Source organism: Burkholderia sp. Bp9142 (assembly GCF_003853415.1).
Taxonomy (GTDB): domain Bacteria; phylum Pseudomonadota; class Gammaproteobacteria; order Burkholderiales; family Burkholderiaceae; genus Burkholderia.
On record NZ_QTPP01000001.1, the window covers coordinates 444,164 to 469,298 of the forward strand.

Below are 25,135 nucleotides of genomic sequence, written 5' to 3' on the forward strand. Positions count from 1 at the left end.
GCTCAGGCGGCGCCGCGCACGTCGAACTCGACCTTCCAGCGCTCGTTCGTGCCGCTCGGGATCGCCTCGAGTTCGAGCGTGCCGGCTTCGGTCACGCGCGCATGCAGCTTCACCGGCACGACCTCGCCGACCGTGCGCCCGTCGGCGGGCAGCGTGGCCTGGATTTCCTCGAGCTCCTGCAGCTCTTCCGGCGACCAGTAGTCGAGCAGCGTGCCCACCTGATCCTGACGGCGCACCGACGACCCGAAGAAACGGAACTGCACCGGTTCGCCGACGACGAGGCCGAACTCCTGCGGCGGCAGCGCCGCATCCGAGCCTTCCTCCATCCCGAACGGCGCGACGCACAGCGCCTGCACCGGCGGTTCGAGCCCCGGCACCGCAGGCATCGCCGACTCGATCGCGACGTAGTACGCCCGCGCCGTGCCCCCGCGAATGCGCACGCCGCGGCCGCGCTTCACATAGCCGTAGTACGCCGCGCCGCGCGCGACCGCGAGATCGAGATCCGCGCCTTCGAGCAGGCGCGCGGCCGGCGCGCCTTCCGCGGCGAGCCAGCTGTTGAGCGTATCGAGCACGCGCTGCGTGAGCAGCGTCGACTTGAACACGCCGCCGTTGAACAGCACCGCGGTCGGATGCAGGAACGTCGCGCCCTGCGGCAGCGTGCGCTGCACGCCGTCGAGCGCGTCGAGCGCCGCGACCTGGCGGCCGAGGAACGCCGCGAGATGGCGCGTGATGCCCGCGTCCTGCGCATACGGCAGGCCGAGCTGCGTCAGGCCGACGCGCGCGCGGCTCACCGGACGCGCGGCCGCATCGACTTGCGGGAAGAAACCTTCGAGGATCGTCTGCGTGAGTTCGGCGCGCGTGAGCTCCGTGCGGATCGAGCCGCCGATCAGCTTCGAGCCGCGGCTCGGCACGACGAGCGGCACCGCATCGGTCATCGGGTCGGACAGCAGCGTTTCCTTCGCGGCGCGACACGCGTAGGTCAGCGCGCGCAGTTGCCACGGATCGGCCTGCGTGCCCTGCTGCGCGAGCTTGCGCGCGACCACGTGCGCGAGCGCGAGGTCCATGTTGTCGCCGCCGAGCAGGATGTGCTCGCCGACCGCCACGCGATGCAGTTCCAGGTTGCCGTCGCGCTCGACCACCGCGATCAGCGACAGGTCGGTCGTGCCGCCGCCGACGTCCACGCACAGGATCAGGTCGCCGACCTGCACCTGCTTGCGCCAGCCGCCGTCGCTCTTCTGGATCCAGCTGTAGAGCGCCGCTTGCGGCTCCTCGAGCAGCGTCATCCGCGAGTAGCCGGCGGCACGCGCGGCTTCCGCCGTCAGTTCGCGCGCGGCCGGGTCGAACGACGCGGGGATCGTGACCGTCACGTCCTGGTCGGCGAACGGCGCGTCGGGATGCGCATGGTCCCACGCCTCGCGCAGGTGCGTCAGGTAGCGGATCGAGCTTTCCAGCGGCGACACGCGCGACACTTCGGGCGGCGCATCGCTCGGCAGGATCGCTGCGCGGCGATCGACGCCCGGGTGGCACAGCCAGCTCTTCGCGCTCGACACGAGGCGGATCGGCGTGCCCGCGCCGCGGGTGCGCGCCATTTCGCCGACCGCGAAGCCGCGCGAGGCGGTCCACGGCAGCGTCAGGTCGCCCTGCGTCAGCTCGCTTTCATGCGGAAGATAGAGGAACGACGGCAGCAGGTCGCGCGACTCCAGCGCGCCGGGCGCGGTCAGCTGCGCGATCGGCAGCACCTGCTGCGTGATTTTTTCGCCTTCGCTCGCGGCGCTGTCGACGTACGACAGCGCGCAGTGGGTGGTACCGAGGTCGATACCGATCGAATAGCGCGGATCGCTCACAGTTCCACCTCCGCCGGTGCGACCACCGAGGCGTCGTGGCTGCCCGTCAGCTTCGGCAGGCGCACGTCGGCCACGCGCCAGCCGCGATGGCTGACCGTGCCGGTGAAGGGCGCGGCGCCGACCACGTTGCCCGTCACGCGCACGGCCGTCGCGTCGAAGCCGGCCGGCAGCGTCACGCGGCTGCCTTCGGCTTCATCGCGCACCGGCACGATCGTGAAGTGCTCGCGCAGCGCGGCACGGCAGCCCTCGTGCACGAGGCGGGCGGCGGCGCCGATGTCGGCGTCCGCGTAGCCGGCGATGTCTTCCTCGACGAAGTCGATGAAGCGCGCATCGCGCTGCAGCAGGCCGAGCAGCTGCAGCGCGGCTTGCGGGCTGGCTTCGCGCAACTCGGGGGCCGGCGCCTTCACGGGCGCGGGCGCCGGGGGCGCGGCAGCCGGGGCCGGCGTCGGCACGACCGGTGCCGGGGCGCCATCGCGCACGCGCAGCACGCCGGCCGCGAACTCGCGGTTGCCGAGCACGGAAAAGAACGTGCCGACGGCCAGCGACAGCCGGCCGAAGAAGGACAGGTTGGATTCGGGCATGGGGTCTGGACTCCTGTGGGCTCGCGACGCGGCGAGCAGCTTGCCTGGGCGCCCGGCGGCGGCGTGCGATTGCGCACTGCCGCCACCCGGCGCGTGATTCGGGCGCGCCCTCTCGGGTGCGGAAAACCCGTATTTTGCCCTGTGGCGGGCGAACCGGGCAGAAGTTGGGGGACAGAACACGGCGACGCGCCGGTTTTGCACCGCGCCGGATTGCGTCGGACTGCCGGCTATCTGCCGTCGGCCGCGATGTTGCAGCGCATCAGCGCGGCTTGCGGCGGCGCGCCGCCTTCGCTTCGAAATCGCGCGACAGCATGCCGAGCGTGACCTCGCCGAAGCGCGCGAGCAGCACCGCCTCGGCCTCCTTCAGCGTGGCCGACAGATGCGCGTTGACCGCCTGTTCGACCAGGCATTCGGGCGCATCCTCGGCCACCAGATCGGAAAACACCGGCGGCTCGCCCACCGCGCGATAGACGTCGAGCAGCGTGATGTCGTCCAGCGCGACGCTGAGCGCCCAGCCGCCGCCGTGACCCTTTTCCGACTGCACGTAGCCGCAGTCGCGCAAGCCGCCGAGCAGGCGCCGCACGACGACCGGATTCGTGCACAGCATCGCCGCGATCGCCTCCGACGTCAGCGGCCCGTCAGCTTGGTCCATGTGGATCAGCGCATGCAGCATGCGCGACAAACGACTGTCGGTTCTCACGGACGGGTTGCTCCCACTCTCGAAACTTATGAAGTTGCATGAATGATACCATCGACCTATCATGCAACTTATCGTGTTTCATGAGTTGACCGCCATCGGAGCACGTTCTTCGCTTGTACGGATTCGGGAAAGGTGTGAACACATGCAGAACCATCATGAAGTGATCGTGATCGGCGGCAGCTTTGCTGGGCTGTCGGCCGCGATGCAACTGGCGCGCGCACGGCGCCGCGTGCTCGTGATCGATGCCGGGCGGCCGCGTAATCGCTTTGCCGAACACGCGCACGGATTTTTCGGGCAGGACGGCAAGCCGCCCGCGCAGATCGTCGCCGACGCCGCCGCCCAACTCGCGGCCTATCCGACCGTGCAGCGGATCACCGGTGAAGCGCGCACCGCCGAGCGCGATGCGAGCGGACGCTTTCACGTGACGCTCGCGGACGGCAGCCGCGCAAGCGCCGACCGGCTGATCCTCGCGACCGGCATCCGCGACGAGTTGCCCGCACTGCCGGGGCTCGCGCAACGCTGGGGGATCAGCGTGCTGCATTGTCCGTACTGCCATGGATACGAGGTGTCGGGCCGGCAACTCGGCGTGCTGGCCACGCATCCGCTGTCCGTGCATCAGGCGATCCTGATTCCGGACTGGGGGCCGACGACCTGGTTCACGCAACGCGTGGTCGAACCGAATGAAGAGGAAACCGCATTGCTCGGTGCACGTGACGTGCGTATCGAGCGGTCGCCGGTGGTCGAGATTCTCGGCGAAGCGCCGCGTATCGACGCGTTGCGGCTCGCCGACGGACAAGTCGTACCGATCGATGCGCTGTTCATCGGCGCGCGTACGGCGATGGCGAGCGATCTCGCGCGACAGCTCGGCTGTGCGTTCGACGAAGGGCCGCTCGGCGTGGCGATCCGCGTCGACATGTGGAAGCAGACGAGCGTGCCCGGCGTGTTCGCGGCCGGCGATGCGTCGAGCCTGATGACCAATGCGACGTTCGCGTCGGCATCGGGCGTCGCGGCCGGGGTGGGCGCGCATCGGTCGTTGATTTTCGGGCTCGAGGCATGACGGGCATGAAGCCGCGCGCGGGTTGATGCGGCGTATCGCCACTTTCGTCACCCGATGTGGTGTTTAATGCTCGGCAACGCCAGCATTAAGAGACACGCAATGCTCGATCTCGAAGACCTTCGACTCGTACGCGCGATCGGCGCGTCGCGTTCATTGGCATCCGCCGCCCGATTGCTCGACCTCACCCCGCCCGCGGTCACGATCCGCCTGCAGCGGATGGAGGCGCGGCTGGACGTCCGCCTTGCCGTGCGACAGCCGAAAGGGATCGCACTGACCGACGAAGGTCAGCGGCTGTATCAGGAAGCCGTCGAGATTCTCGAGCGCGTCGAGGCACTGCCGGTCAACATCTCCGGCGATCACGGCGACGTGCAGGGTACGCTGCGCGTCGTCGCGCCGTTCGGCTTCGGACGCAAGTACGTCGCGCGGATCGTGCGGGACGTGCTACGCGCGCATCCGAAGCTCGAGATCTCGCTGCACCTCGCGGAGAGTCCGCTAAGCAGCGCATCGGGCGCCGACGTGGTCGTGCATGTCGGCAGCCTGAAGTCGTCGTCATGGATCGGCTATCCGCTCGCGCCCAACGAGCGCTTCCTGTGCGCGAGCCCCGGGTACGCGCGCCGCATCGAGGAACTGAATCACCCGTCGGACCTGGCCCGCTACGACTGCCTGTGCCTGCGCGAGAACGACGAGGACATCCCGCGCTGGCACTTCTCGCAAAACGGCGACGACAAGGGCGAACCCAGGCGATCCACGGTGATCCGCGCAACGGGCGCGCTGTCGTCGAACGACGGCACCGTCATCACCGACTGGGCACTGGCCGGGCTCGGCATCGTGGAGCGCTCGGAATGGGACGTCGCGCCGCTGCTCGCGAACGGCAAGCTGGTCAGGCTGCTGCCCGACTGGCATCTGCCGCCGGCGCCCGTGACCGCGCTGCTGCCGTCACGCACCGGCCGTTCCGCGCGGCAACGCGTCTTTCTCGACGCCGCGAGGCAATTTCTCGATCCGCCGCCTTGGCGCGGCAAGGCATGAACGACTTTCCCGGATTAAATGCCGGTTAATGATCGATTTGCCTGGCGTTAAACACGCTGCTGGCCAAACGCCCTACAGTGCTCGCTGTCGGCAACCTACCGAGGCAACGCACCATGGGCATCCCACCCGTCAACACCCCCGCCGCATTGATCGACGTCGATCGCATGCGCGAGAACATCGCGCGCATGCAGGCGCATCTCGACGCGCTCGGCGTCAGGTTCCGGCCGCACGTGAAGACCACCAAGTGCCGGCAGGTCGTCGACGCGCAGATCGCGGCCGGCGCGCAGGGCGTCACGGTGTCGACGCTGAAGGAAGCCGAACAGTTCTTCGCGGGCGGCGTGCGTGACATCGTCTACGCGGTCGGGATGATTCCCGCCAGGCTGGGCCAGGCGCTCGCGCTGCGCCGCCAGGGCTGCGACCTGAAGATCGTCGCCGACAGCGTGCAGACCGCGAACGCGATCGCCGAATTCGGACGCGAGCACGGCGAGCGCTTCGAAGTCTGGATCGAAGTCGACGTCGACGGACACCGTTCGGGCGTTCGGCCCGACGACGGCCTGCTGATCGACGTCGGCCGCGCGCTGGTCGACGGCGGCATGACGCTCGGCGGCGTGCTCGCTCATGCCGGCTCCAGCTATGAATACGACACGCGCGACGCGCTGGTCGCGATCGCCGAACAGGAGCGCAGCCGCACCGTGCGCGCCGCCGAGCGCCTCAGGGCGGCCGGCTTGCCGTGCCCGGTCGTGAGCATCGGTTCGACGCCGACCGCGCTGTCCGCGGAGAACCTCGACGGGGTGACGGAAGTCCGCGCAGGCGTATACGTGCTGTTCGACCTCGTGATGCACAACATCGGCGTGTGCGCGCTGTCCGACATCGCGCTGTCGGTGCTGACCACCGTCATCGGGCACCAGGAAGAGAAAGGCTGGGCCATCGTCGACGCGGGGTGGATGGCGATGAGCCGCGACCGCGGCACGCAGCGGCAGGCGCGGGATTTCGGCTACGGGCAGGTGTGTACCGACGACGGCGACGTGCTCGGCGAGTATGTGATGAGCTCGGCCAATCAGGAGCACGGCATCGTGTCCCGCATCGATACGCCCGACACGGGCATCGCGCAGCGGTTTCCGATCGGTACCCGTTTGCGGATCCTGCCGAACCACGCGTGCGCGACCGGTGCGCAACATCCGGAATACCACGCGCTGAGCGGCGACGGCACCGTACAGACCTGGCCGCGCTTCTACGGGTGGTAAAGAACGAGTACGACGGCCGGTGCGGGGATGTGATGCACCGATTTCCTGCGATGAAACCGGCCACCGCACCCTCGCCCCGGCATTGACTGCTTGTCCAAATATAGACAAACTATAAAATTCGTGATTCGCACTGCACCCGACAGGTTCGCCCCTATGCCGACAGACGCCCAACTCCTTCTTCTCGACCGGGATGCCGTCGAACCGGCCCTTCAAGCCGAGCAGGTGATGGCGGCCGTCCGCGAAGCCTTCGTGCTGCATGGTCGACGCGCCGGACGCGTGTTCCCGGTCGTGCGCGAGAAGCTGCATACCGGCGGCGTGTTCGGTATCAAGTCGGGCGACGTCGCCAGCCAGGATCTGCTCGGTTTCAAGGCGGCCGGGTTCTGGCCCGGTAATCGCAGCCGGGGCGGCGAGCCGCATCAGGCGACGATCGCGCTGTTCGACCCGGCCACCGGCCGCCCGCTCTGCATCATGGACGGCAATGCGATCACGACCGCCCGCACAGGCGCGGCCGGCGGCCTCGGGCTGCAGGCGCTCGCCCGGCCCGACAGCTCGCGAATCTGCGTGTTCGGCACCGGCGTGCAGGCGCGCGTCCAGCTCGACTATGCGATCGGGCTGCTGCCGCGACGATGCGCGGTGCAGTACGTGAACGTCAGCGGCGAGCCGGATCCGCGGTTCGAATCGGCGTTCCGCGAACGCTGCGACATCCGCGTCGCGCGGGACCGCAACGATGCGGTGGCGGGCAGCGATGTGGTCATCACGGCGACACCGGGCGGCGGCCCGCTGTTCGACGCGGATGCGGTTCAACCGGGCACGCATCTGACCTGCGTCGGAGCCGACACCGCTGGCAAGCGCGAGCTTCCGGAAGGCGTGCTGGCGCGTGCGCGGATTTTCGTGGACGACCACGAGCAGGCGCGCAGCATCGGCGAGTGCCAATGGGCGCCGGATTTGCCGCGCACTGAAATCGGTGACATCCTCGCTGGCGTTGCGCCGGTCAATCGCGCGCCGAACGAGATCACGGTCTTCGACATGACCGGACTCGCGCTTCAGGACCTGACCGTTGCGCGCTTCCTGTATCGGCAGGCTCTCGAAAACGGCACCGGAACCTTCGTTCCGTGGCCCTGGTAACCGACTTCCCCTTCAACCATCATGCGTCTCGCCAAAGTATCCGCCCTCTCGTTCGATCTCGATGACACGCTATGGCCATTCGGCGCCACCGTCGAACGGGCCGAGGCCGCACTTCACGCATGGTTGATCGAGCACGCGCCCGATACCGCGAGCATCTTGCCCACGCGGCACGCGTTGAGCCGGTTGCGCGACGAATACGAGCGCGCGCGCCCGGACCTCGTCAGCGACTATCGTGCGTTGCGAATCGGATCGATCGCGCTTGCGCTGGAGCGGGCGAACGAAGATGTCTCGCTGGCCGGACACGCGTACGCCGCGTTCTATTCCGCGCGGAACAAGGTCGAGTTCTTCGAAGATGCGTTGCCGGCGCTCGCGTGGTTGAGCGCGCGCTTTCCGCTGATCGCGGTGACCAACGGCAACGCAGACCTCCGGCTGACCGGCGGCGGCGAATTCTTTCGGGAAACGCTCAGCGCGCAGGCGTTCGGGGTCGCGAAACCCGAGCCGGAAATCTTTCATGCGGCGGCGGCGTCGCTTGGCGTGCCTGCGGCCGAACTGCTCCACGTCGGGGACGACTTTCACCTCGATATCGTCGGCGCGTTGAATGCGGGGCTTCAGGCGGCGTGGCTGGTTCGCGACACGCATCCGGACGCGGAACACGTTCAGCCACGAGCGGCTTCCGCGCACCTCACGCTGCGCGACCTGTCGTCGCTGTGTCGAGCGCTCGGCGGGCCTGTCGAGGTGTCGTAGAAGTTCTCGAGACGGCAGGTGAATCAATCGAATCGTTCGATGGGAATCGCGCGCAAGCAAGTCGCCTCCCAACATCATATTTTTGTATCAATGCCATCCGGGCCAACAAAATTATTCACCTCGATATCCGCAATATCAAAATCAAAATTTGGCTCTCTTCCAAACAGCGCAACAAAAAGATCATGCACAAATCGCTCCTTATCTTCCACTTCATCCAAAGGAATCTCTTGCGGAAACAATCCTCTCCAGTTGGCGCAGCACGAATGCGAAGCCATAACATATTCCAAAACATCTGAAACCCGAGACTGAGAAATCGGCCCAAACCCCTCAAACCTCAACTTCATCTCCCCAAACAGTCGATTCAGATCATTCTTTTCATTAACATAAAAATCATCCAGCTCATCATCCCTCATGGAGTAGAGGTAATAATACAATGGGCCGATATAGTTAAAATTGATGATTTTCTTCATGGCGATGGCAACTTAGGAAATGCAGTGACGATACTTCCGTCCCGACGAACAACGGTAACCTCTGACGTGCTCAATACTGCGCCTCCCCCTTTTCGATAGCCTTCCCCTACAGTTCTGCCTATATCGAAAGTTACTGAATTTTCCCCGCTGGCATTCAGCTTTGCCGTACCGCGCTGAATAGCATCCAACTGATCAACATTACTCATAAACCTCGTTGAATCGGTCGGACGAGGACGCTTAGGACACGGACAGTCAGGCGGAATTCCCGTCATAGCACGATGCTCCTGCTGTGCAAGTGTTGTCCCTGCTCCATGATGAGAATAGGTGTGCCCTCCTCCCTTTGCGTCGATATCCTGCAAAATATTACCTGCACGACGGTTCGCACGATTTCCGGCTAAGCCTAAAGGATCGACCCATTCGGTACCGTTCGGTGCATATTGATAAACGTTCAGTCCACCGGCCAGCCCGATCGGATCCTTGCTAACAAACCGCCCACACCCCGGATCGTAGTACCGATACCGGTTGTAATGCAGCCCCGTCTCCTCATCCCGATACTGCCCCTGAAACCGGATCGAGTTACCCGCCTCATTCCGCTCCGGCGTCTCCCGCCACACCGTCTTCTCCCCGCCCCACGCACGATACCGCCCGACCCACACCACCTTCCCCGACTCATCCAGCAACTCAGTGGCTCGCCCACGACGGTGGCTTCCACGCCGGTCAGAAGCTCCACGTTCACGTTGAACACGGCAAGCTCACCATTACCGCCGCTCAGATCGCTCCCGCAGTAACGCAAGCCGAGCAGATCACCATCGGCCCGGATCACCACCAACCTCGATAACAACAAGGGCCGCAACTGCGGCCCTTCAGACTGCTGACGAACCCCACGTTTTTCGAAGCGTGGGGTTTCGTCTTTCTGGAATCAGGGTTGCAGACTCGCAGCGAGCGAGCAGCCAAAGCTGCTGGGCAAACGGCTCACCAGGCGCAGCAGGAGGCGTACGAAGCACCAATCGGGACCCGCTGGGCCCTTTTTCCCCTTCCGGGCCAACAGCATCGCGATCTTCTTGATGTTCTGCTCCGCCGCGGCCAGCAAGCATTGTTCAGCCACCTTGCGCAGCCCGCGCATGCGTGCATAACGGTGTCCGTGCAACTGCTTGGCGTCGGCGAAGCTGCGTTCCACCGTCTCCTTGCGCCGCGCGTAAATGCGCTGGCCCCATTCGGTCAGGCGTCGCGCATCCACCCGTTCTTTGGCACGCTCCCAGACGTGGCGCGTCACCACCTTCACCGCGTTGGCACTGTTCGTACACTGTGCCCGCACCGCGCAGCGCCGGCAGATCTGCGGATTCGATTTGTATTCCCGATAGCCGACCCGATTGGTCGTGCTGTAAAGCAGCACCTGCCCCTGCGGGCATACGTATTCGTTGCGATACGCGTCGTACTTGAACTGCCGTTTGTAGAACATGCCCGGCTTGTGGTTCGGTGTGCGATAACCCATTACCCCGGCAATCTCCCGCTCCTCCAGCCCCTGACACACCGCAGGCGTGAAGTAGCCCGCATCCAGCCCGACCGCCTCAACCTTGAACTCGAAGCGCTCGCGCTGGCGATCCAGTCGATCCAGATACGGCTGGCTATCGTGTACCGAGGCCGGCGTCACGTGCGTATCGGTGATGATCGCGTGCCTGGCATCCACCGTGCGGTGGTCCAGATAGAAGAAGCCCTTCGGCTTGTCGTCCCGGACCATGTAACCGCTGTCCGGGTCGGTCCGGCTGACCTTGGTGTCCTTGCTCGGTGGCGGCTCGTCGTCGTTGCGATCCAGCGGCTTCTTGCCGTGCGCGGCACGGTCCGCGTCCACCGCCGCATTCAGCGCCTGCGTGTACGCCGCCGGAGTCTGTTCCAGCTTCACCACGTCGAACTTGTTCTTGTTCGCGTTCGCCTTCAGATGCGTGCTGTCCGTGTACAGCACCCGACCGTCGACCAGCCCGCGCTTGATTGCCTGCCGCACGATCTCGTCGAAGATCTCCTGATACACCGTGGTGTCCGTGAAGCGGCGTCGGCGATTCTGCGAGAACGTCGAGGCATCCGGCACCTTGTCGGTCAGCCGGAACCGGGCGAACCAGCGATAGGCGACATTGACCTGGACCTCGCGCATCAGTTGCCGCTCGCTGCGTACCCCGAACAGGTAGCCGATGAATAGCAGCTTGAACATCACCACCGGATCGAGTGCCGGCCGGCCGTTGTCCGCGCAGTACAGATGCGCCACCTTCTCGCGGATGAATTCGAAATCCACCGCCGCGTCGATCTGGCGCAGCAAGTGGTCCTTCGGCACGAGTTCCTCGAGCGTCACCATCTCGAGTTCGTGCTGCGTGGGCGTCGGTGTCTTCAGCATCACGCTATTAAAAACAAAACCCTCGCACTTGGCGAGGGTTTGTCAGCAGTCTGAAGGGCCGCAACTGCGGCCCTTGTTGTTAGTTACTGGACTTGATGCGAAACGCCTCCTTCAGTGTTACTTCATCGTCCCAATCCCCATCTTCGAAGCATCTAACAACCCTGCTGCTCAATGCTCCTTGCACTAAATTGTACAAATTAGGCGATCTAAAATTAACTTCCAACCGTAGCGCTCGATCACTCTCTTTGGTCAACCTAGCATCATATTCAGCCAACGTCTGTAGGTCCCTGTCCTTCAGGCAGACTTCCTGAGCTTGCGCTTTGACACAGGCGTCACTCGACTTCAGTGAATCGATGACAAGCTGCGCTGAAGCAGCGTCGTCAAACACCAATCTATATTCGTAGCTCATGATCCGTGCGGCCTCCCGCGAACGGCTGGCAGATCAGCAGGGTTACGGATACCAATGTGCGTTTCATTTGGATCTAGTGATACAAGTCCACGATCATTAAGTTGATTCCCAGCGGGATCTTCCTTGTGGACATGCGCGTTATTTCCCGATCTATAAGGACAAGGGCACTTGTTTCCGTATTTATGAACCCGGACCTCTGATCCGTCCGCATGCTTCCAAGTCTCGTTCACGCCATTGTCTTTCGTTTTGGCAAAGCCCGCATCATTCAGCACCGATCCTACACGTGGCGCACTTCGTCCTTTCACCCGAGGTAGATCGGATGCAGCAGAAAGCCCCAACGGATCGCCCCACTGCACCGGATTCGGCGCGTACTGCCAGACGTTGATCCCACCCGCCAACCCGATCGGGTCCTTCGATATGAACCGCCCACTGCCCGGATCATAGTACCGATACCGGTTGTAATGCAGCCCCGTCTCCTCATCCCGATACTGCCCCTGAAACCGGATCGCGTTACCCGTCTCATTCCGCTCCGGCGTCTCCCCCCACACCGTCTTCTCTCCACCCCACGCCCGATACCGCCCGACCCACACCACTTTCCCCGACTCATCCAGCAGTTCCTGCGGGGTCCCCAGATGATCGTTCTGATAGAACAGCGTCGCGTGCCGCGTCTTCGCCGGCACCTGCACGAACCGCCCCTCCGCGTCCGTCGCGACGAATGCCGCCTCCACCAGCGTCTCGTCCAGCCGCGCCAGCGGCTCGAACGTCCCCGGTTCGTGCAGATACAGCGACGCGCCCTGCCACTGATGCCGCTCCCTGAACGTATGCATGCGCTGCGCCACCGGTACCGAATCCGCATCGTCCGGATCTTCCCGAACCATCCGCGTCGGCCGATACGTCACCGGCTCGCGCTCGCCCTGCTGCAGCGGCGGGATATGGAACCGCTCCTCCATCAGCAGCACGTCGCCGTCCCAGGTGAACAGGGTCCGCTCGATACTGCCGTCCTTGCTTCCCACCTCCTTCACCGTCCTGCGACCGAACGCGTCGTACGCGAAATTCACCTGCAATTCCGGCTTCACCGCGCCCGGAATCCACGTCGCCGTGCCGTCCTCCGTCCGCTCGATCCGGTCGATCTCGTGCGCCGCCGGCGGTTTCGCAAAGCGCCTCGCCTCTCGAAGCCGATGCGCCACGTCGTACTTGAACAGCCACGTCACGCCACCCGGTTCGACCCGGCGCACCAGATTGCCGTATGCATCATGCTCGTAGCGCGTGCGGCTCAGTTCCTTCAGCACGTTCCCCACGCACTTCGGCAGCGCCTTCTCCCAATCCCACAGCGCCTCGCACTCGCCCGCCACCTGCATGCGCCGCGCGAGCTGTGCCTCCGGCAACCGTTCCCCCGGATGCGCATCCCACCATGCGCGGTCCTGCGCCATCTGTCGCTGCATCCGCGCCATCACCGACTCGAGTGGTTCGTCGGTCGGCCGGGGCGGGATCTTCTCCGGATCCACCGGGTTGCCTGCCGGGTCGAACGCAAACACCTCCTGCAGATCGAGCGTCGTTGCCTTCAGCAAACGCCCCGTCGGGTCGTACAGGTAGTCGGTCACCCCGCGCGCGCGATCCTCGATGCGCATCAGGTGACCGGCCGCGTCGTACTGGTACCGGCGTCCGGCCATCCAGTCCGCCAGCCGCGCGCTCCCGTCACGCCGCACGGCCATGCGCTGCAATCGTCCTGCCGGATCGTATTCCCGAACCTGCTCGAAGCTGCGATACCGGCGCACGATCTCGCGATGCAGCTTGTCGCGCTCGAAGTCCACGAGTGGCTGGCCGTCCAGCAACACGCCATGCAAATGGCCCGATCCATAGCGCAGCCAATCGATCGTGCGGGTATTGGGCAGCTGCGTGCGAATCCGGTTGCCGAGTGCGTCGTATTCGTGGCGAGTCACCGACGTGTACATCCCGTCGGTGTCCGGACGAATCGTCTGCTCCTCCGCGACCAGGTTATCGGCTTCGTCGTAATACAGCCGGACACTCCCCCGGTGATTCTGCGCGGTGGTCAGCCGGCCGCGGGCGTCGTAATAAAAACGCTCGTTTGCGTGACCGCTACCGCCCGCGCCCTTCGTCTCGCGTTGCGTCAACCGCCCCAGCGGATCGCGCACATAGGTCGTCTCGATGTCGCCTTGCCGCGAGCCGGCGAGTTGCCCTGCCTCGTCCCACCGGTAGTGCGTCGTGCTGCCGTCGAAATCCGTCTGCTCGATCAGCCGCCCCGACGCGTCGTAGCCGAATCGCGTCTGCTCGCCGTTCTCGTTGGTCAGCCGGTCCAGCCGCCACTGCCGGTCGTATCCATACAAGAGCTCCCGGCCCGCCGCGTCCCTGCGCCAGGTCGGTTGCCGACGCGCGTTGAAGGTGTATTCGGTAATCTGTCCCGCGCCGTCACGGTAGGTGCGCAGGTTGCCTTCGGCATCCCACGTAAAGCGTTCTTCGACGCCATCCGGATGCGTGACGCTGACGATCTGCCCCCGGGCATCGCACCGGTAGCGCGTGACGTGGCCTTCGGCGTCGGTGATCATGGAAGGATGGCCACGCTCGTCGTAGCCATACCGCGTCGCGTGGCCGGAGCAATCGGTCGCCTCGGTCAGCCGGCCGGCCTGGTCGTAACGGAATCGCCTCACGCCGCCCTTCGGATCGGTCAGCGACAGCAACTCGCCCTGGGTGCCCCACGCATAGCGCGTCGTGCGCCCCGCTGCGTCCGTCACCGAGACCGGCCGCCCGAGCCCGTCGTAGGCCGTCTGCGTGACACGACCCTCCGGCGCGGTGACCGTCACCGGCAAACCGCTGTCGTCGTAGTCGATGCGGGTGGTATTGCCGAGCGCATCGGTCTCGGCCGTCAGGCGCCCCTGCTCGTCGTAGGCAAAGCGTTGCGTGTGACCCAGCGCGTTTTTTGTACCGACCAGGCGGTGCCGGTCGTCCCATTCATACGAGTCGGCCGAGCCGTCAGGGTGCTCGACCAGCACGATCCGGTTGTCGTGATCGTAGCGATGGATCGTCGCGTGGCCGTCTGCATCGGTGACCACCGTGTGCCAATGCTCGCGGTGGTACGCGAAATACGTGTCGTCCTGCGGCGGTTGCCCTTCATTGCCGAACCACGTGCGCACGCACTTCGCGTCGGCCGGGGCCGGCACGCCTTCGCGGCGGCCCGGCCAGTCCCAGGTCAGGTTCGCGGCGTGGCCGTTGAAATCCGTATGGCGCGTGAGCAGATGGTGCGCGTACGCATAGGTCCGCCGGCACCCGAGCATGTCGACGTGGCCGACGAGGTCGCCTTCGGCGCTATACGCGTAGCGCGCGAGCGCCTCGTTGGCGAGGCCCGGTACGCCGGCGCGGTAGATCGCCGAGACGCGGCCGCCGACATAATCGATGCGGATCGCGTTGCCCGCATCGTCACCGATCGCGACGAGTTCGTCCGCGGCGTTATAGGTGAAACCCAGGCCGAGGCCATCGCGGTGCTTGCGGGACGCGAGGCGATAGCGAACGAGCGTGGCCGTACCGTGTCGCTCATAGCGTTCGTGCGAGCCGTCGGGATACGCGAGCAGGACATGCCGTGCATCGGGACGCGTCACGCTGAATTGCTCGGTCGGCACCTCGATCGTTTCGCCGACCGCCACCCGCGGCAGCGGCACCGCCCGGCCATCCGGGTCGAAGAACGTCAGCGCGCCGTCGCGCTCCTCCAGCGACAGGTGATACGGGCTGCTCCAGCGTGCCCCGAGCGGGCTCGCATCGTAGGCGGCAAGGCTCGACCGGTAGCGGCGCTTCCACACGATCGGCACGATCGCGTCGACCACGAAGTCGGTCTGTTCGAGGTTCTCGTCGCCCATCGCATAGTTGACCGGTTTCGCACTCGCGGTCCGCGGGCAGCCGCAACCGTCCTTCGCCGGCAGCGCGCTCGGCGGCGCGCCCTTCTGCGTCGAATCGCGGTGCGCGCCGGGCTTGCGGTGCGGCTCGCGCATCGTGCCCGGCACGGCCTGCGCCACATGCGACGGAATCCCGCGCGCCTTTCTCGCCTTGATTTCGGCGGTGATTTGAGCGGCCATGAACAGCAGGCTGCCCGCCTCTTGCGCGCTACCGAACGCGCTGTTCAGCATCAGTTCGGTATGCAGATCGAACGCGTCCAGCCATGCGACGATCGCGTCGCGCTGGCCGGACAGCTTGAGAAGCTGGTCGATGCCGACGAGCGCGATCTCCTCCGTTGACGGCACCCACGACAGGAAACCCGGGTTCTTCCGGATGCGCCCCATCTGCTCGGCCGCCGACACGGGGTTCAACACGAAGCGCCGCAGGGTCTGCGACGCTTCGCTCACGCCCTTGACGATGTCGTCCTGCCACTTCCGGAGATGCGTATCGAGTTCCGCCATGAAGGCGAGCACGTCGCCGCCGGCCGTCGCCCAGAACAGATCGACCAGCACCGCTGCGCCCGCCCCTTTCGCGAAGGCGAGCAGCACCTCCTTGACGACCGCGCGCGCCGGCCGCGTCGCATTGCCCGCGGCGGGCACGACACCGATCGCATCGATCGCGAGAATCGCCCAGTTGAACACCTTCGTCGTGCCGCCCGGCTCGCTGCAGATCCGGTGGATGTCGACGCCGACGTCGTACAGCGACATCGCATTGCCGACGAACGGCACCATGTACAGGCACTGAACGAAGATCTCGAGGCGGGGGTCCCCGACGGATTCGACGCCGGCCGCGATCAATCTCGGCGAGGTTTCAGGCGCAGGAAACGGGCTGACGATCACGCGCCGCGCTTCGGCGTTTTGCCGGAGGGCCGTCGGGATCGGGCGCTGAATGGTGGAGGGAGCTGCGGTTCCGGCCATGGGTTGTTATCGGTTTTGAACGGGAAAAGGAATGCGGGGCGCCAGTCAGCGCGACACGGTGGATTTGACGAGGTCCGGAGCAGCGCCGGGACCCGCAGCCGCCGCGCCGTTGGCCACGGAACGCACGAGCGGCCGGCCTGTCATGTCTGGAGCGGACCGAGCGACAGCGGCGACATCGCCTTGCGCGACGCTCGTCGCCTTCGCCTTGATCGCCGCGACCGACTCCAACGCTCGCGTCGCTGCGGCCGCCTCCGGAATCGCCGCGGCCATCGCTGCCCCGACGAGGCTAGGCACGGTCCGGGCGGCGTCACCGGATGCCGCGAAGTGCGGCGCGCCCTTCGGTTCACCCCACTTGCGTGCGTTGTCCTGAAGATCGTGGGCTTCCTCGAGATACTCGACAGCACCGCCGCCACGCGGCACATTCGCCACCGTGCCTCTTCCGTTGGCATCCAGTCGCCCCTCGCGCCACGAACCGTCCGGGAACGTCACTCGATACGGTGCGTTCCTGACGGGTTCTCCGTTCGGATACGCATGCCAGAGCTGAATGCCGGTCTTTTCCTGTTCGGGCATCAGCGGCAGTGCCTGCCGTCGCGTCGCGGACGGCCCGGCATTCAGCGGCCCATTCAACCGGATTTCGGCCGCACTGCCGATCTCCACCAGCCCGCCTTCGAGCTTGATATATGCGCCGCCGCACATCAGCACCAACGCCTTCCGCGCATTCAGCGTCACGGCATCCGACGTGCTTGCGATCGTCACCCCCTTCAGCGCCGTCAGTTCAAGCGCGTCCGCTTGCGCCTGAACGTCGACCTTGCCCGCGCCCGCGTACAACTTCATCCCCTGCGCATGCGCATACAGCGACACTGCATTGCCCGCTGCAACCGTATAGTTGCCGCCGATCGCCGCATCGGCATTGCCGCCCGTCGTCGTGAAGAGATGCCCGCCAGCCGCCAGTTGCATGTGTTCGCCGCTGGTCACGGCAACCCCGTGCGGTGCCGATGCGAGCAACACGGCGGCCTCGAGATCCCGAACCTGCGCGTCGAGCAATGCCTGCTGCGCTTCGCAGGCCGCCACCGTCGCTCGCGCCTTCTCGACCGCATCGGTCAGACTCCGCATGCGGGATCGCGCCGCGTCGAGCTGCTGCCGCGCGACCGTCATGTCGAAAGCGTGCCCGCCCGCGTTCGACTGCGCATCGGCCGACAGGAACAGCCCCTTGCCGGCGCGCAGTACGCCACGCTCGTCGGTTCTGACTTCGAACCCGTCGCCGCGAGCCTCCTTGCGCCGATCGACGAGGTGACCAAGATTGATCTGGGTCTTGCCGCCGAAATCGGTCGACAGCTTGATGCCTTCGCGCCCCTTCCGGTCCTCGAAGCGAAGCTTGTTGTTCGCTCGCGTGCGAATCACGTTGCGCGTGTTGAAACCATCCCGGCTCGTGACCAGGTCGACGGCCTGACTGTGATGCTGCGCGTGCGCGATATACGGCCGGTTCGGGTTGCCGCCGGCAAATGCAACCGCGACTTCGGTATCGGCCAGCAGCGGAAAGTGGAATCCCGTCTGATGGCTGCCCGCGAAGGGCTTGGCGAGGCGCAGCGGCACGCACTCGCCGCCGGCCGGCCATGTGTCGAAGTCGAAATCGAAGCGTACGGTGTAACACCCTTCGCTCGTCAGGTGCGCATACGGTGAAGCGTCCGGCGTCGTGACTCGTGCCGACAACGTGCCGGCAATCGTCGGCCAGCGGCGCTCGTCGAGTTTCAGCCGAAATGGCCGGCCGCACGGAATCGCATCGAACGTATTGATGTACGACGCATCGCGGCCGCCGGCATGACGCACCGACACGATCACGATCCCGTGCGGCGCGTCGGCCGGCTGCTCGTCGAGCTTCGCGACAAGCCCCGGTGCGAAGTCGACGACCGAACTCTTGCCCGAATACGTGACCTGCCATGCGAGCGCCGCCTCGTGGCGCAATTGCGCTTCGCGCCGGGCTTCGTCGCCATCCGGATGATGGGTGCCGTAGACGTAGCTCGCGCCCCATGTCGTCGGATCGTCGCGCGCGATGTTCGCTTCGGCGTTGAACCGGTCGTCAGCCTTCTCGGGGTTGTAATCGGCGACCTTGATCGAGCGAGGAATCGTTTCGCTCAACGATTCGAGCGAAAGCACGGCTTCGTGACCGCTTTCGAGACCGCTTGCTTCGCGGTACGGAATGGTGATTTGCGGACGGTACGAATAGGCATCGACATCATCGCCGAAATGCAGTTCGTCGCCATGCTGTCCCGCCCGGAAAAAACAGAACAATCCGGTTTGTTCCATCAGCAGGCGGATGTAAGCCCAATCGGACATCCGGTACTGCATGCGAAACGCAAGACGCGGATACGCGTGCCGCAGCTTGAACGAAAACTGGTGCGCGCGGAATTCGTGCCGCCTGAGGATCGATTCGATGATCTCCGGCACGGACTGTTGCTGATAAATGCGGGTCGCCTCCACGAGGCGCAAACGGGCGACGAACGGCTCGACGACGATCCTGTACGACACGAAATCGCGCGTCTTGCGGATCTGGCCGAACGCGGTGATGCAGCCGGCGAATCGACGCACCGCGTCCGTCGGGCCGTTCGTGCCCGGCGGCTCGATCGTGAAGGTCGCGGGACGATTGAGGTAATCGGCACGTGCGAGCGAAACCGGGCTCGTCAGCGTCACCTCGATCCGATAGGGCTCGCCGAGTCGCTCGTCGAGCACGAACGACATGATCGACAGATCCTGCGCCGCGGGTGCGCCGGGCACCTCGAGGAAATACGACTGACGACCGGTTTTCCACTGTGCGACTGCGCGTTGCGTATCTCGTTCTCGGACCATGCTTCTCTCTCGGCAACCGTCTTTTTTCTCGGAAGCTGAAGGGATAAAGGATGGCCGGATTCACGTCCAGCGAATGGCAACGGTCTGCAACAATGTTCGTGGCCGATCACGCCAATCGACATGACCGACCACCCTTTCACGCCGCCTTGCGCGCGTCCGCGATCCGCTGCGGCGCCTTCGGCCGCGCATACAAGCGTTCGAGATACGCCCGCAATTGCGGGAACGGTTCGATCAGGTTGCACTCGCTCGCCCAGTCGATCAGATACGCGGTCACGCAATCGGCCACCGTCAGCGTATCGCCGACGATGAATTCACGCCCTTCGAGATGCCGGTCGAGGATCGTGGCCATCGCCGTGAAGTCCTCGCGCGCGAGTTCGATGTCGGCCGGCGAACGCTTCTCGGGTGGATAGATGAACGTATGCCGCGTAATGCGCCACAGCGGCTGCTCGAGCTCCGTCACCGCGAACATCACCCACCGATAAGCCTGCGCACGCAGCGCCGGATCGGTGGGCAGCAGCGCCTTCTCCGGATACTTGTCCGCGAGATACAGCACGATCGCGGCCGACTCGGGAATCACGAGGTCGCCGTCCACCAGCACGGGCACCTTGCCGGCCGGGTTGAGGCGCAGGAATTCGGGCCGCTTGTGCTCGCCCGCCAGCAGGTTGACCGACACGAACTCGAAATCCGCGTCCAGTTCCTTCAGCCCCCACAACGCGCGTTGCGAGCGGGTGCCGGCAAATCCGTAAAGCTTCATCGCCAGTCTCCATCCAGAATGTCGGGAAATGCGCGCCATGCCGGCCGCGGCGCATCGACGACGCGCGGCGCCCGGCAGGGTTCATCGCGCATCGTTCACGCGCCGGGAATCGCCAGCACCGGCATCACGTCGATCGACTCGCCCGGGAACAGCGTGAAATGCGGATGACCTTCGAACAGCGCGGCGGCCGCGTCGTGCGATGCGGCGCGCACGACGGTAAAGCCGCTCATCGCATTGGCGGTGTCCGTGATGCCGCCCTTGCCGATGGTCTTGGTCTTGCCGAGCGGGCCGCCCATCTCGACGATCGCGTCGCGATGGCGGTCGACCCATGCATGCCATGCGGCAATGCCGTCCCGCTCGCGCGTGCGCCGCTCCTCCTCCGGTAGCGCCATCCACGCCTTCATGGCCGGACTCTCCTTGCTGCCGAGGAATACGGCGAGATACAACTGCTGTTGCGCACTCATGCTTCCTCCTCCGATGACGGGCGCCGCGGGCTGCCGCGCCTCGACCTTGACAAGATAGGTTGATATCAACACAATTGCAACATGGCACGAAAAGAAAAGCTCCCCTTCGAAGCGACGCTGATGGTGCGCGATTGCTGCCTGTGCCTGCACATGCAGCGCGCGGCGCGCAATCTCGCGCGCATCTTCGACGATGTGCTGCGTCCGCTGGATCTCACCAACGGCCAGTTTTCGCTATTGATGTCGCTGAACCGGCCGAAGCCGGCCGCGATGAAATCGGTCGCGTCGCTGCTCGCGATGGACCGCACCACGCTGACCGCCGCGCTCAAGCCGCTCGAGCGGCGCGGGTTGCTCACCATCACGCAGGATCCGGACGACAAGCGCAGCCGCCTGCTGGAACTCACGCCGGCCGGTCATCAGCTGCTCGCCGCGGCGTTCCCGCTGTGGCAGCAAACGCACGCCGACATCGAACGGCCGTTCGCACCAGGAGCAGTCGATGTGTTGCGCGGCCAGTTGCGCGCGCTGTCGGAGGATCCGGCTACGCGCGGATGACGCGGTGCGCCATGTGATTCACTTCCTGCCCTTCTTCGGCATCAGCAATTGCGCGAACGCCTGCAGGAAGCGCACGGGCCCGTGCGCGTGCAGCGCCTGCCCGCTGCTGAGCGCGCCGTCGATCACGGTCGCGAGCCGCAGCGCGTAGGTTTCCGGTTCGTCGATCCGCATCGCGCTGGCCAGTTCCGTCAGCCGGCGCCGCAATTCCTGCTTGTGCGCGACGGCGACCTTGCGGGCCGGATGATTGCCGTCCGCGTACTCGGCGGCGATGTTGATCTGCGGACAACCGCGATAACCGGGGCGCTCGATGCGCTCGCCGATCCATTGCAGCTGCGCATCCAGTTCCTCGCGCGGCGTGCGCCGGTACTGCGCGGCCACGGCGTCCCAGTGCGCCCAGAAATCCGCATCCTCGCGCAGCAAGAACGCCTCGATCAGGTCGTCCTTCGTCGCGAAGTGCCGATACAGGCTCGTCTTCGCGACGCCCGCCTGCGCGACGATCAGATCCACGCCGACCGCCCGCGTCCCTTCCCGATAGAACAGCGCGCTCGCCGTTTGCAGAATGCGCTCGCGCGTATCGGGCGCGCTCCCGTTCGTGTCAGTTCCCTTTTTCATCGAAGCCCGGCCGCCGAGGGCCGCCTGTCCCGCAAAAGTGCGGTTCGATGATAGCACCGCGGGGTTGACGACGCTACAGGTCTGTACTATAAAACAGACCGTTCTGTACCGGAGTCGATCATGGACGGTCAAATGACGGTTGCAGTGTATGGCGCCACGGGTCACACCGGGCGGTTTGTCGTCGCCGAACTGGAACGGCGCGGCCTTGGAGCGATCCGCATCGGGCGCGACGCAGCGCGGCTCGCGCAAGGCGGCAACGACGTGGCGCCGTGGCGCGTCGCAACGGTCGACGATCCGGCCGCGCTCGACGCCGCGTTGCGCGGCGCGCACGCGGTGATCAACTGCGCGGGCCCGTACCTCGATACCGCGCTGCCGCTCGCCGATGCGGCGTTGCGGGCCGGCATCCCGTACCTCGACCTGACGGCCGAGCAGCCGTCGGTCCAGGCGCTGGCCGACCAGCGCGACGCCCGCGCACGCGCCGCCGGCGTGACGCTCGTGCCGGCCGCCGCGTTCTACGGCGGCCTGGCCGACCTGCTCGTCACGGCCGTCGTCGACCCGCGCCGGCCGATCGAGCGCGTCGACATCGCGACCGGCCTCGACAGCTGGCATCCGACGCGCGGCACGCGCGTGACCGGCGCGCGCAATCGCGCGATCCGGCTGATTCAGAAGGACGGCAAGCCCGCCGCGGTGCCGTCGACGGCGCGCGAACGCAGGTGGCCGTTCCCGTCGCCGCTCGGCGACGTCGACGTGACACTGCTGCCGTTCTCGGAAGTGATGACACTCGCACGTCATCTGCGCATCGATACGATCGAGTCCTGGCTCGCGACGCTCGCGCTGCGCGACGTGCGCGATGCCGGCACGCCGCCGCCGCAACCGGTCGACGCGCTGGGCCGCTCGGCGCAGCAATTCGCGATGGACGCCGTCGTCGTGCAGAACGGCACCACGCATCGCGCAACCGCGTCCGGACGCGACATCTATGCGGTCAGCGCACCGATCATCGTCGAGGCGACGGTCCGGTTGCTGAGCGGCAGGACGCTGGCGTCGGGCGGCGTGCGCAGTCTCGGTGAACTGTTCGACGCGCGCGATTTCCTCGCGGCGCTCGACATGGTCGACGTATCATTCGACACGGTCACCGATCGGAATTTCAACCGGAGGGACGAGTATGAGCCGCAATAGCAAGGAAAAAGCCGCGTATTTCCGTTCGCTGCATCGCGCGGGCCAGCCGCTCGCGCTGTTCAACGTGTGGGACGCCGGCAGCGCGCGCACGGTGGCCGACGCGGGCGGCATCGCGCTGGCGACGGGCAGCTGGTCGGTCGCCGTCGCCAACGGTTTCGTCGACGGCGAGCAGATGCCGAAAGCGCTCGTGATGGAAGTGCTCGCGCGGATCACGCAGGCGACCGACCTGCCCGTCACCGTCGATCTCGAAAGCGGATACGGCGAGCGGCTGGAGGAGGTCGCCGACACGATCGCGCGCAGCATCGAGGCCGGCGCGATCGGCTGCAATCTCGAGGACAGCTTTCCGGCGACGGGCGAGCTGCGCACCGTCGACGATGCGGCCGCGCGACTCGCGGCGGCTCGGCAGGCGGCCGATCGCGCGGATATCGGCTACTTCATCAACGCGCGCACCGACGTGTTCTTCAAGGCCGCGGCCGATACGCACGACGCGCGGCTTCTGGACGACGTGCTGACCCGCGCACGCGCTTACGCGGCGGCGGGCGCCGACGGCCTGTTCGTGCCGGGCCTGCGCGCGCCGGCGCTGATTCGCGCGCTGACGGCCGCATCGCCGCTGCCCGTGAACATCATGCGCGTCGCCGACACGCCGACGCTCGCCGAACTCGCGGAATACGGCGTGGCGCGCATCAGTCACGGGCCGTACCCTTACCTGCAGGCGATGAAGGCGCTCGCGGCAGTGGTGAAGCAAGGCGGCTAGCCGCTGCTCGGAGGAGACGGGAAAACACCGCAGGTACCGGCCGCCGCACCAGCGATGCCCGTCATTCCGGTCAGCTTCGTCCACGAAGGCGTCGTGCTGCGTTATTGCTCGCTGATCACGACGGTCGGTGCGCCGCAAAGCGTCGCCGCGCAGGAACTGCGCATGGAGTGCATGTTCCCCGCGGACGACGCCACCGGAACGCGTCACCGGCAGTTGCTCGACGCGCATGCGCCGACGCGCATGCGCCGACGCACCGAGCAGCGAGCCGGTGCACGATCGCGCGCGCCGGCCCGGTGCGAACCGTCACTCGGCCAGCGCCGTCGCGACGCCGCCCCGCTTGGGCACGCCGGTCACGATCGTCGCGACCGCGACGGCCAGCACCGCGGCCGCCCCGAGGAACACGCCGCCTGCGCCGTTCGCGTCGAACACGACGCCGCCCGCCGCCGCGCCCGTTGCGATCGCGAGCTGGATCGCCGCGACGATCAGCCCGCCCGCGCTCTCGGCTTCATCGGGCACGGTGCGCGTGACCCACGTCGACCAGGCGACCGGCACGCCGCCGAACGCCATCCCCCACAACGCGACGAGCACCGCGTCGAGCATCGGCGCGCGGCCGAGCGCGACGAGCGCGATGCCGAGCACGACCATCAGCGCCGGCATCCCGATCAGCATCGGCCGCAGCCGGTGTTCGAGCACGCGGCCCGCGAGCGACGTGCCGACGAAGTTCGCGATCCCGTAGCCGAGCAGGATCGCCGACAGCCCGTTCACGCCGACGCCGGCGACCTGTTCGAGGAACGGCCGCAGATACGTGAAGAACGCGAAGTGCCCGGTGAACACGAGGATCGTCGCGAACATCCCGAGGCCGACGGTCGGCCGGCGCAGCACGTCGACGAGCGTGCGCAGCCGCGTCGTGCCGCTCGGCGGCATCGACGGCAGCGTCACGACCTGCGACACGAACGCGACGCCGCCGAGTCCGGCCGCGATCAGGAATACGTTGCGCCAGCCGATCAGGTGCCCGAAGTAGCTGCCCATCGGCGCGGACGCGATCGTGGCGACCGCCACGCCGCTGAAGATGATCGACAGCGCGCGCGGCACCATCGCGGTCGGCACGAGCCGCATCGCGGTGGCCGTGGCCATCGTCCAGAAGCCGCCGAGCGCGACGCCGAGCACGACGCGGCCGATCAGCAGCGTCGCCAGGTTGGGCGCGAACGCGACCGCGAAATTCGACGCGACGAGCAGCACGGAGAACGCGAGCAGCACGCGCCGGCGGTCGATCGTGCGCGTCAGCGCCGAGATCAGCAGGCTCGTGACGAGCGCGACCGTCGCGGTGGCCGTGACGGCCTGGCCGGCCACGCCTTCGGTCACGCCGAGGCTGTCGGCCATCGGCGTGAGCAGGCTCGCGGGCAGGAATTCGGCGGTGACGAGGCCGAACACGCCGAGCGTCATCGCGAAGACGGCGCCCCAGGCCGGTTCGCGGGGAGCCGCCGTGGCGGCGGCAGAGGAGATTCCGGGATTCATGCGTCGTTCCGAGTCGTATAGGGAA

The 25,135-nt window shown here is 66.2% G+C and carries 20 protein-coding genes and 1 pseudogene; 9 read left to right on the forward strand and 12 right to left on the reverse strand.

Annotated elements, in window-relative coordinates:
• Nucleotides 1–2: 2 nt before the first annotated feature.
• The 3 genes from DIE22_RS02035 to DIE22_RS02045 all read right to left on the reverse strand — a co-directional run bounded on the left by DIE22_RS02035 (nt 3) and on the right by DIE22_RS02045 (nt 3,125).
• Nucleotides 3–1,844, reverse strand: a complete 1,842-nt coding sequence (locus DIE22_RS02035; RefSeq protein WP_124604308.1) for an Hsp70 family protein — start codon at nt 1,842–1,844, stop codon at nt 3–5.
• Entirely contained in the window at nt 1,841–2,425 is a 585-nt protein-coding gene (locus tag DIE22_RS02040; RefSeq protein ID WP_124604310.1) for a DUF2760 domain-containing protein, read from the reverse strand. The genes DIE22_RS02035 and DIE22_RS02040 overlap by 4 nt, the downstream gene beginning before the upstream one ends.
• 259 nt (nt 2,426–2,684) lie before the next feature.
• Nucleotides 2,685–3,125, reverse strand: coding sequence for an Rrf2 family transcriptional regulator (locus DIE22_RS02045; protein WP_059601208.1), 441 nt, complete (start codon nt 3,123–3,125; stop codon nt 2,685–2,687).
• A 142-nt stretch (nt 3,126–3,267) separates the two neighbouring features.
• Here DIE22_RS02045 and DIE22_RS02050 point away from each other — a divergent pair, with 142 nt between their 5' ends.
• The 5 genes from DIE22_RS02050 to DIE22_RS02070 all read left to right on the forward strand — a co-directional run bounded on the left by DIE22_RS02050 (nt 3,268) and on the right by DIE22_RS02070 (nt 8,321).
• On the forward strand, nt 3,268–4,182 hold the full coding sequence (locus DIE22_RS02050) for an NAD(P)/FAD-dependent oxidoreductase (RefSeq protein WP_124501817.1): 915 nt from the start codon (nt 3,268–3,270) through the stop codon (nt 4,180–4,182).
• A gap of 99 nt (nt 4,183–4,281) precedes the next feature.
• Nucleotides 4,282–5,208, forward strand: a complete 927-nt coding sequence (locus DIE22_RS02055) for a LysR family transcriptional regulator (protein WP_260426583.1) — start codon at nt 4,282–4,284, stop codon at nt 5,206–5,208.
• Nucleotides 5,209–5,321: 113 nt separating this feature from the next.
• Nucleotides 5,322–6,452 (forward strand): DSD1 family PLP-dependent enzyme, encoded by a 1,131-nt coding sequence (locus DIE22_RS02060; RefSeq protein ID WP_124501819.1) that lies wholly within the window; start codon nt 5,322–5,324, stop codon nt 6,450–6,452.
• A 153-nt stretch (nt 6,453–6,605) separates the two neighbouring features.
• On the forward strand, nt 6,606–7,577 hold the full coding sequence (locus DIE22_RS02065; RefSeq protein WP_124604440.1) for an ornithine cyclodeaminase family protein: 972 nt from the start codon (nt 6,606–6,608) through the stop codon (nt 7,575–7,577).
• A 21-nt stretch (nt 7,578–7,598) separates the two neighbouring features.
• Nucleotides 7,599–8,321, forward strand: coding sequence for an HAD family hydrolase (locus DIE22_RS02070; RefSeq protein WP_124604312.1), 723 nt, complete (start codon nt 7,599–7,601; stop codon nt 8,319–8,321).
• A gap of 74 nt (nt 8,322–8,395) precedes the next feature.
• Here DIE22_RS02070 and DIE22_RS02075 read toward each other — a convergent pair whose 3' ends face one another.
• From DIE22_RS02075 to DIE22_RS02110, 7 genes are all read right to left on the reverse strand, one after another.
• Nucleotides 8,396–8,791 (reverse strand): hypothetical protein, encoded by a 396-nt coding sequence (locus DIE22_RS02075; RefSeq protein WP_124604314.1) that lies wholly within the window; start codon nt 8,789–8,791, stop codon nt 8,396–8,398.
• A complete protein-coding gene (locus DIE22_RS39150) occupies nt 8,788–9,450 on the reverse strand; it encodes an RHS repeat-associated core domain-containing protein (RefSeq protein ID WP_311767725.1) in 663 nt (220 codons plus the stop codon). The genes DIE22_RS02075 and DIE22_RS39150 overlap by 4 nt, the downstream gene beginning before the upstream one ends.
• A gap of 260 nt (nt 9,451–9,710) precedes the next feature.
• A complete protein-coding gene (locus tag DIE22_RS02085; protein ID WP_124604318.1) occupies nt 9,711–11,174 on the reverse strand; it encodes an IS1182 family transposase in 1,464 nt (487 codons plus the stop codon).
• A 405-nt stretch (nt 11,175–11,579) separates the two neighbouring features.
• Complete coding sequence (locus DIE22_RS02095) at nt 11,580–16,442, reverse strand: RHS repeat-associated core domain-containing protein (RefSeq protein WP_124604322.1); 4,863 nt, start codon at nt 16,440–16,442, stop codon at nt 11,580–11,582.
• Nucleotides 16,443–16,487: 45 nt separating this feature from the next.
• Entirely contained in the window at nt 16,488–19,286 is a 2,799-nt protein-coding gene (locus DIE22_RS02100) for a type VI secretion system Vgr family protein (RefSeq protein WP_124604324.1), read from the reverse strand.
• 136 nt (nt 19,287–19,422) lie between these two features.
• Nucleotides 19,423–20,040: a glutathione S-transferase family protein gene (locus DIE22_RS02105; protein ID WP_124499391.1), complete on the reverse strand. Its 618-nt coding sequence runs from the start codon at nt 20,038–20,040 to the stop codon at nt 19,423–19,425.
• 95 nt (nt 20,041–20,135) lie between these two features.
• The gene (locus tag DIE22_RS02110) at nt 20,136–20,504 is read right to left on the reverse strand and encodes a hypothetical protein (protein ID WP_124499392.1); all 369 of its coding nucleotides are present in this window, start codon (nt 20,502–20,504) and stop codon (nt 20,136–20,138) included.
• Between the two features lie 81 nt (nt 20,505–20,585).
• On the opposite strand from DIE22_RS02110, the gene DIE22_RS02115 reads away from it, so the two are divergent.
• Nucleotides 20,586–21,053: a MarR family winged helix-turn-helix transcriptional regulator gene (locus DIE22_RS02115; protein ID WP_124604325.1), complete on the forward strand. Its 468-nt coding sequence runs from the start codon at nt 20,586–20,588 to the stop codon at nt 21,051–21,053.
• A gap of 18 nt (nt 21,054–21,071) precedes the next feature.
• Here the strand turns inward: DIE22_RS02115 and DIE22_RS02120 are convergent, their stop codons facing one another.
• Nucleotides 21,072–21,665: a TetR/AcrR family transcriptional regulator gene (locus DIE22_RS02120; protein ID WP_124604327.1), complete on the reverse strand. Its 594-nt coding sequence runs from the start codon at nt 21,663–21,665 to the stop codon at nt 21,072–21,074.
• Between the two features lie 120 nt (nt 21,666–21,785).
• Between DIE22_RS02120 and DIE22_RS02125 the strand changes: the two genes are divergently transcribed.
• The 3 genes and pseudogenes from DIE22_RS02125 to DIE22_RS38600 all read left to right on the forward strand — a co-directional run.
• Entirely contained in the window at nt 21,786–22,841 is a 1,056-nt protein-coding gene (locus DIE22_RS02125; RefSeq protein ID WP_124499395.1) for a trans-acting enoyl reductase family protein, read from the forward strand.
• Nucleotides 22,828–23,595, forward strand: a complete 768-nt coding sequence (locus DIE22_RS02130) for an isocitrate lyase/phosphoenolpyruvate mutase family protein (RefSeq protein ID WP_124604329.1) — start codon at nt 22,828–22,830, stop codon at nt 23,593–23,595. The genes DIE22_RS02125 and DIE22_RS02130 overlap by 14 nt, the downstream gene beginning before the upstream one ends.
• A gap of 45 nt (nt 23,596–23,640) precedes the next feature.
• Nucleotides 23,641–23,826, forward strand: a pseudogene (locus DIE22_RS38600) (transcriptional regulator); the annotation flags it as partial.
• Between the two features lie 72 nt (nt 23,827–23,898).
• On the opposite strand, the gene DIE22_RS02140 reads toward DIE22_RS38600, so the two are convergent.
• Complete coding sequence (locus tag DIE22_RS02140) at nt 23,899–25,110, reverse strand: MFS transporter (RefSeq protein WP_124604331.1); 1,212 nt, start codon at nt 25,108–25,110, stop codon at nt 23,899–23,901.
• Nucleotides 25,111–25,135 lie beyond the last annotated feature (25 nt).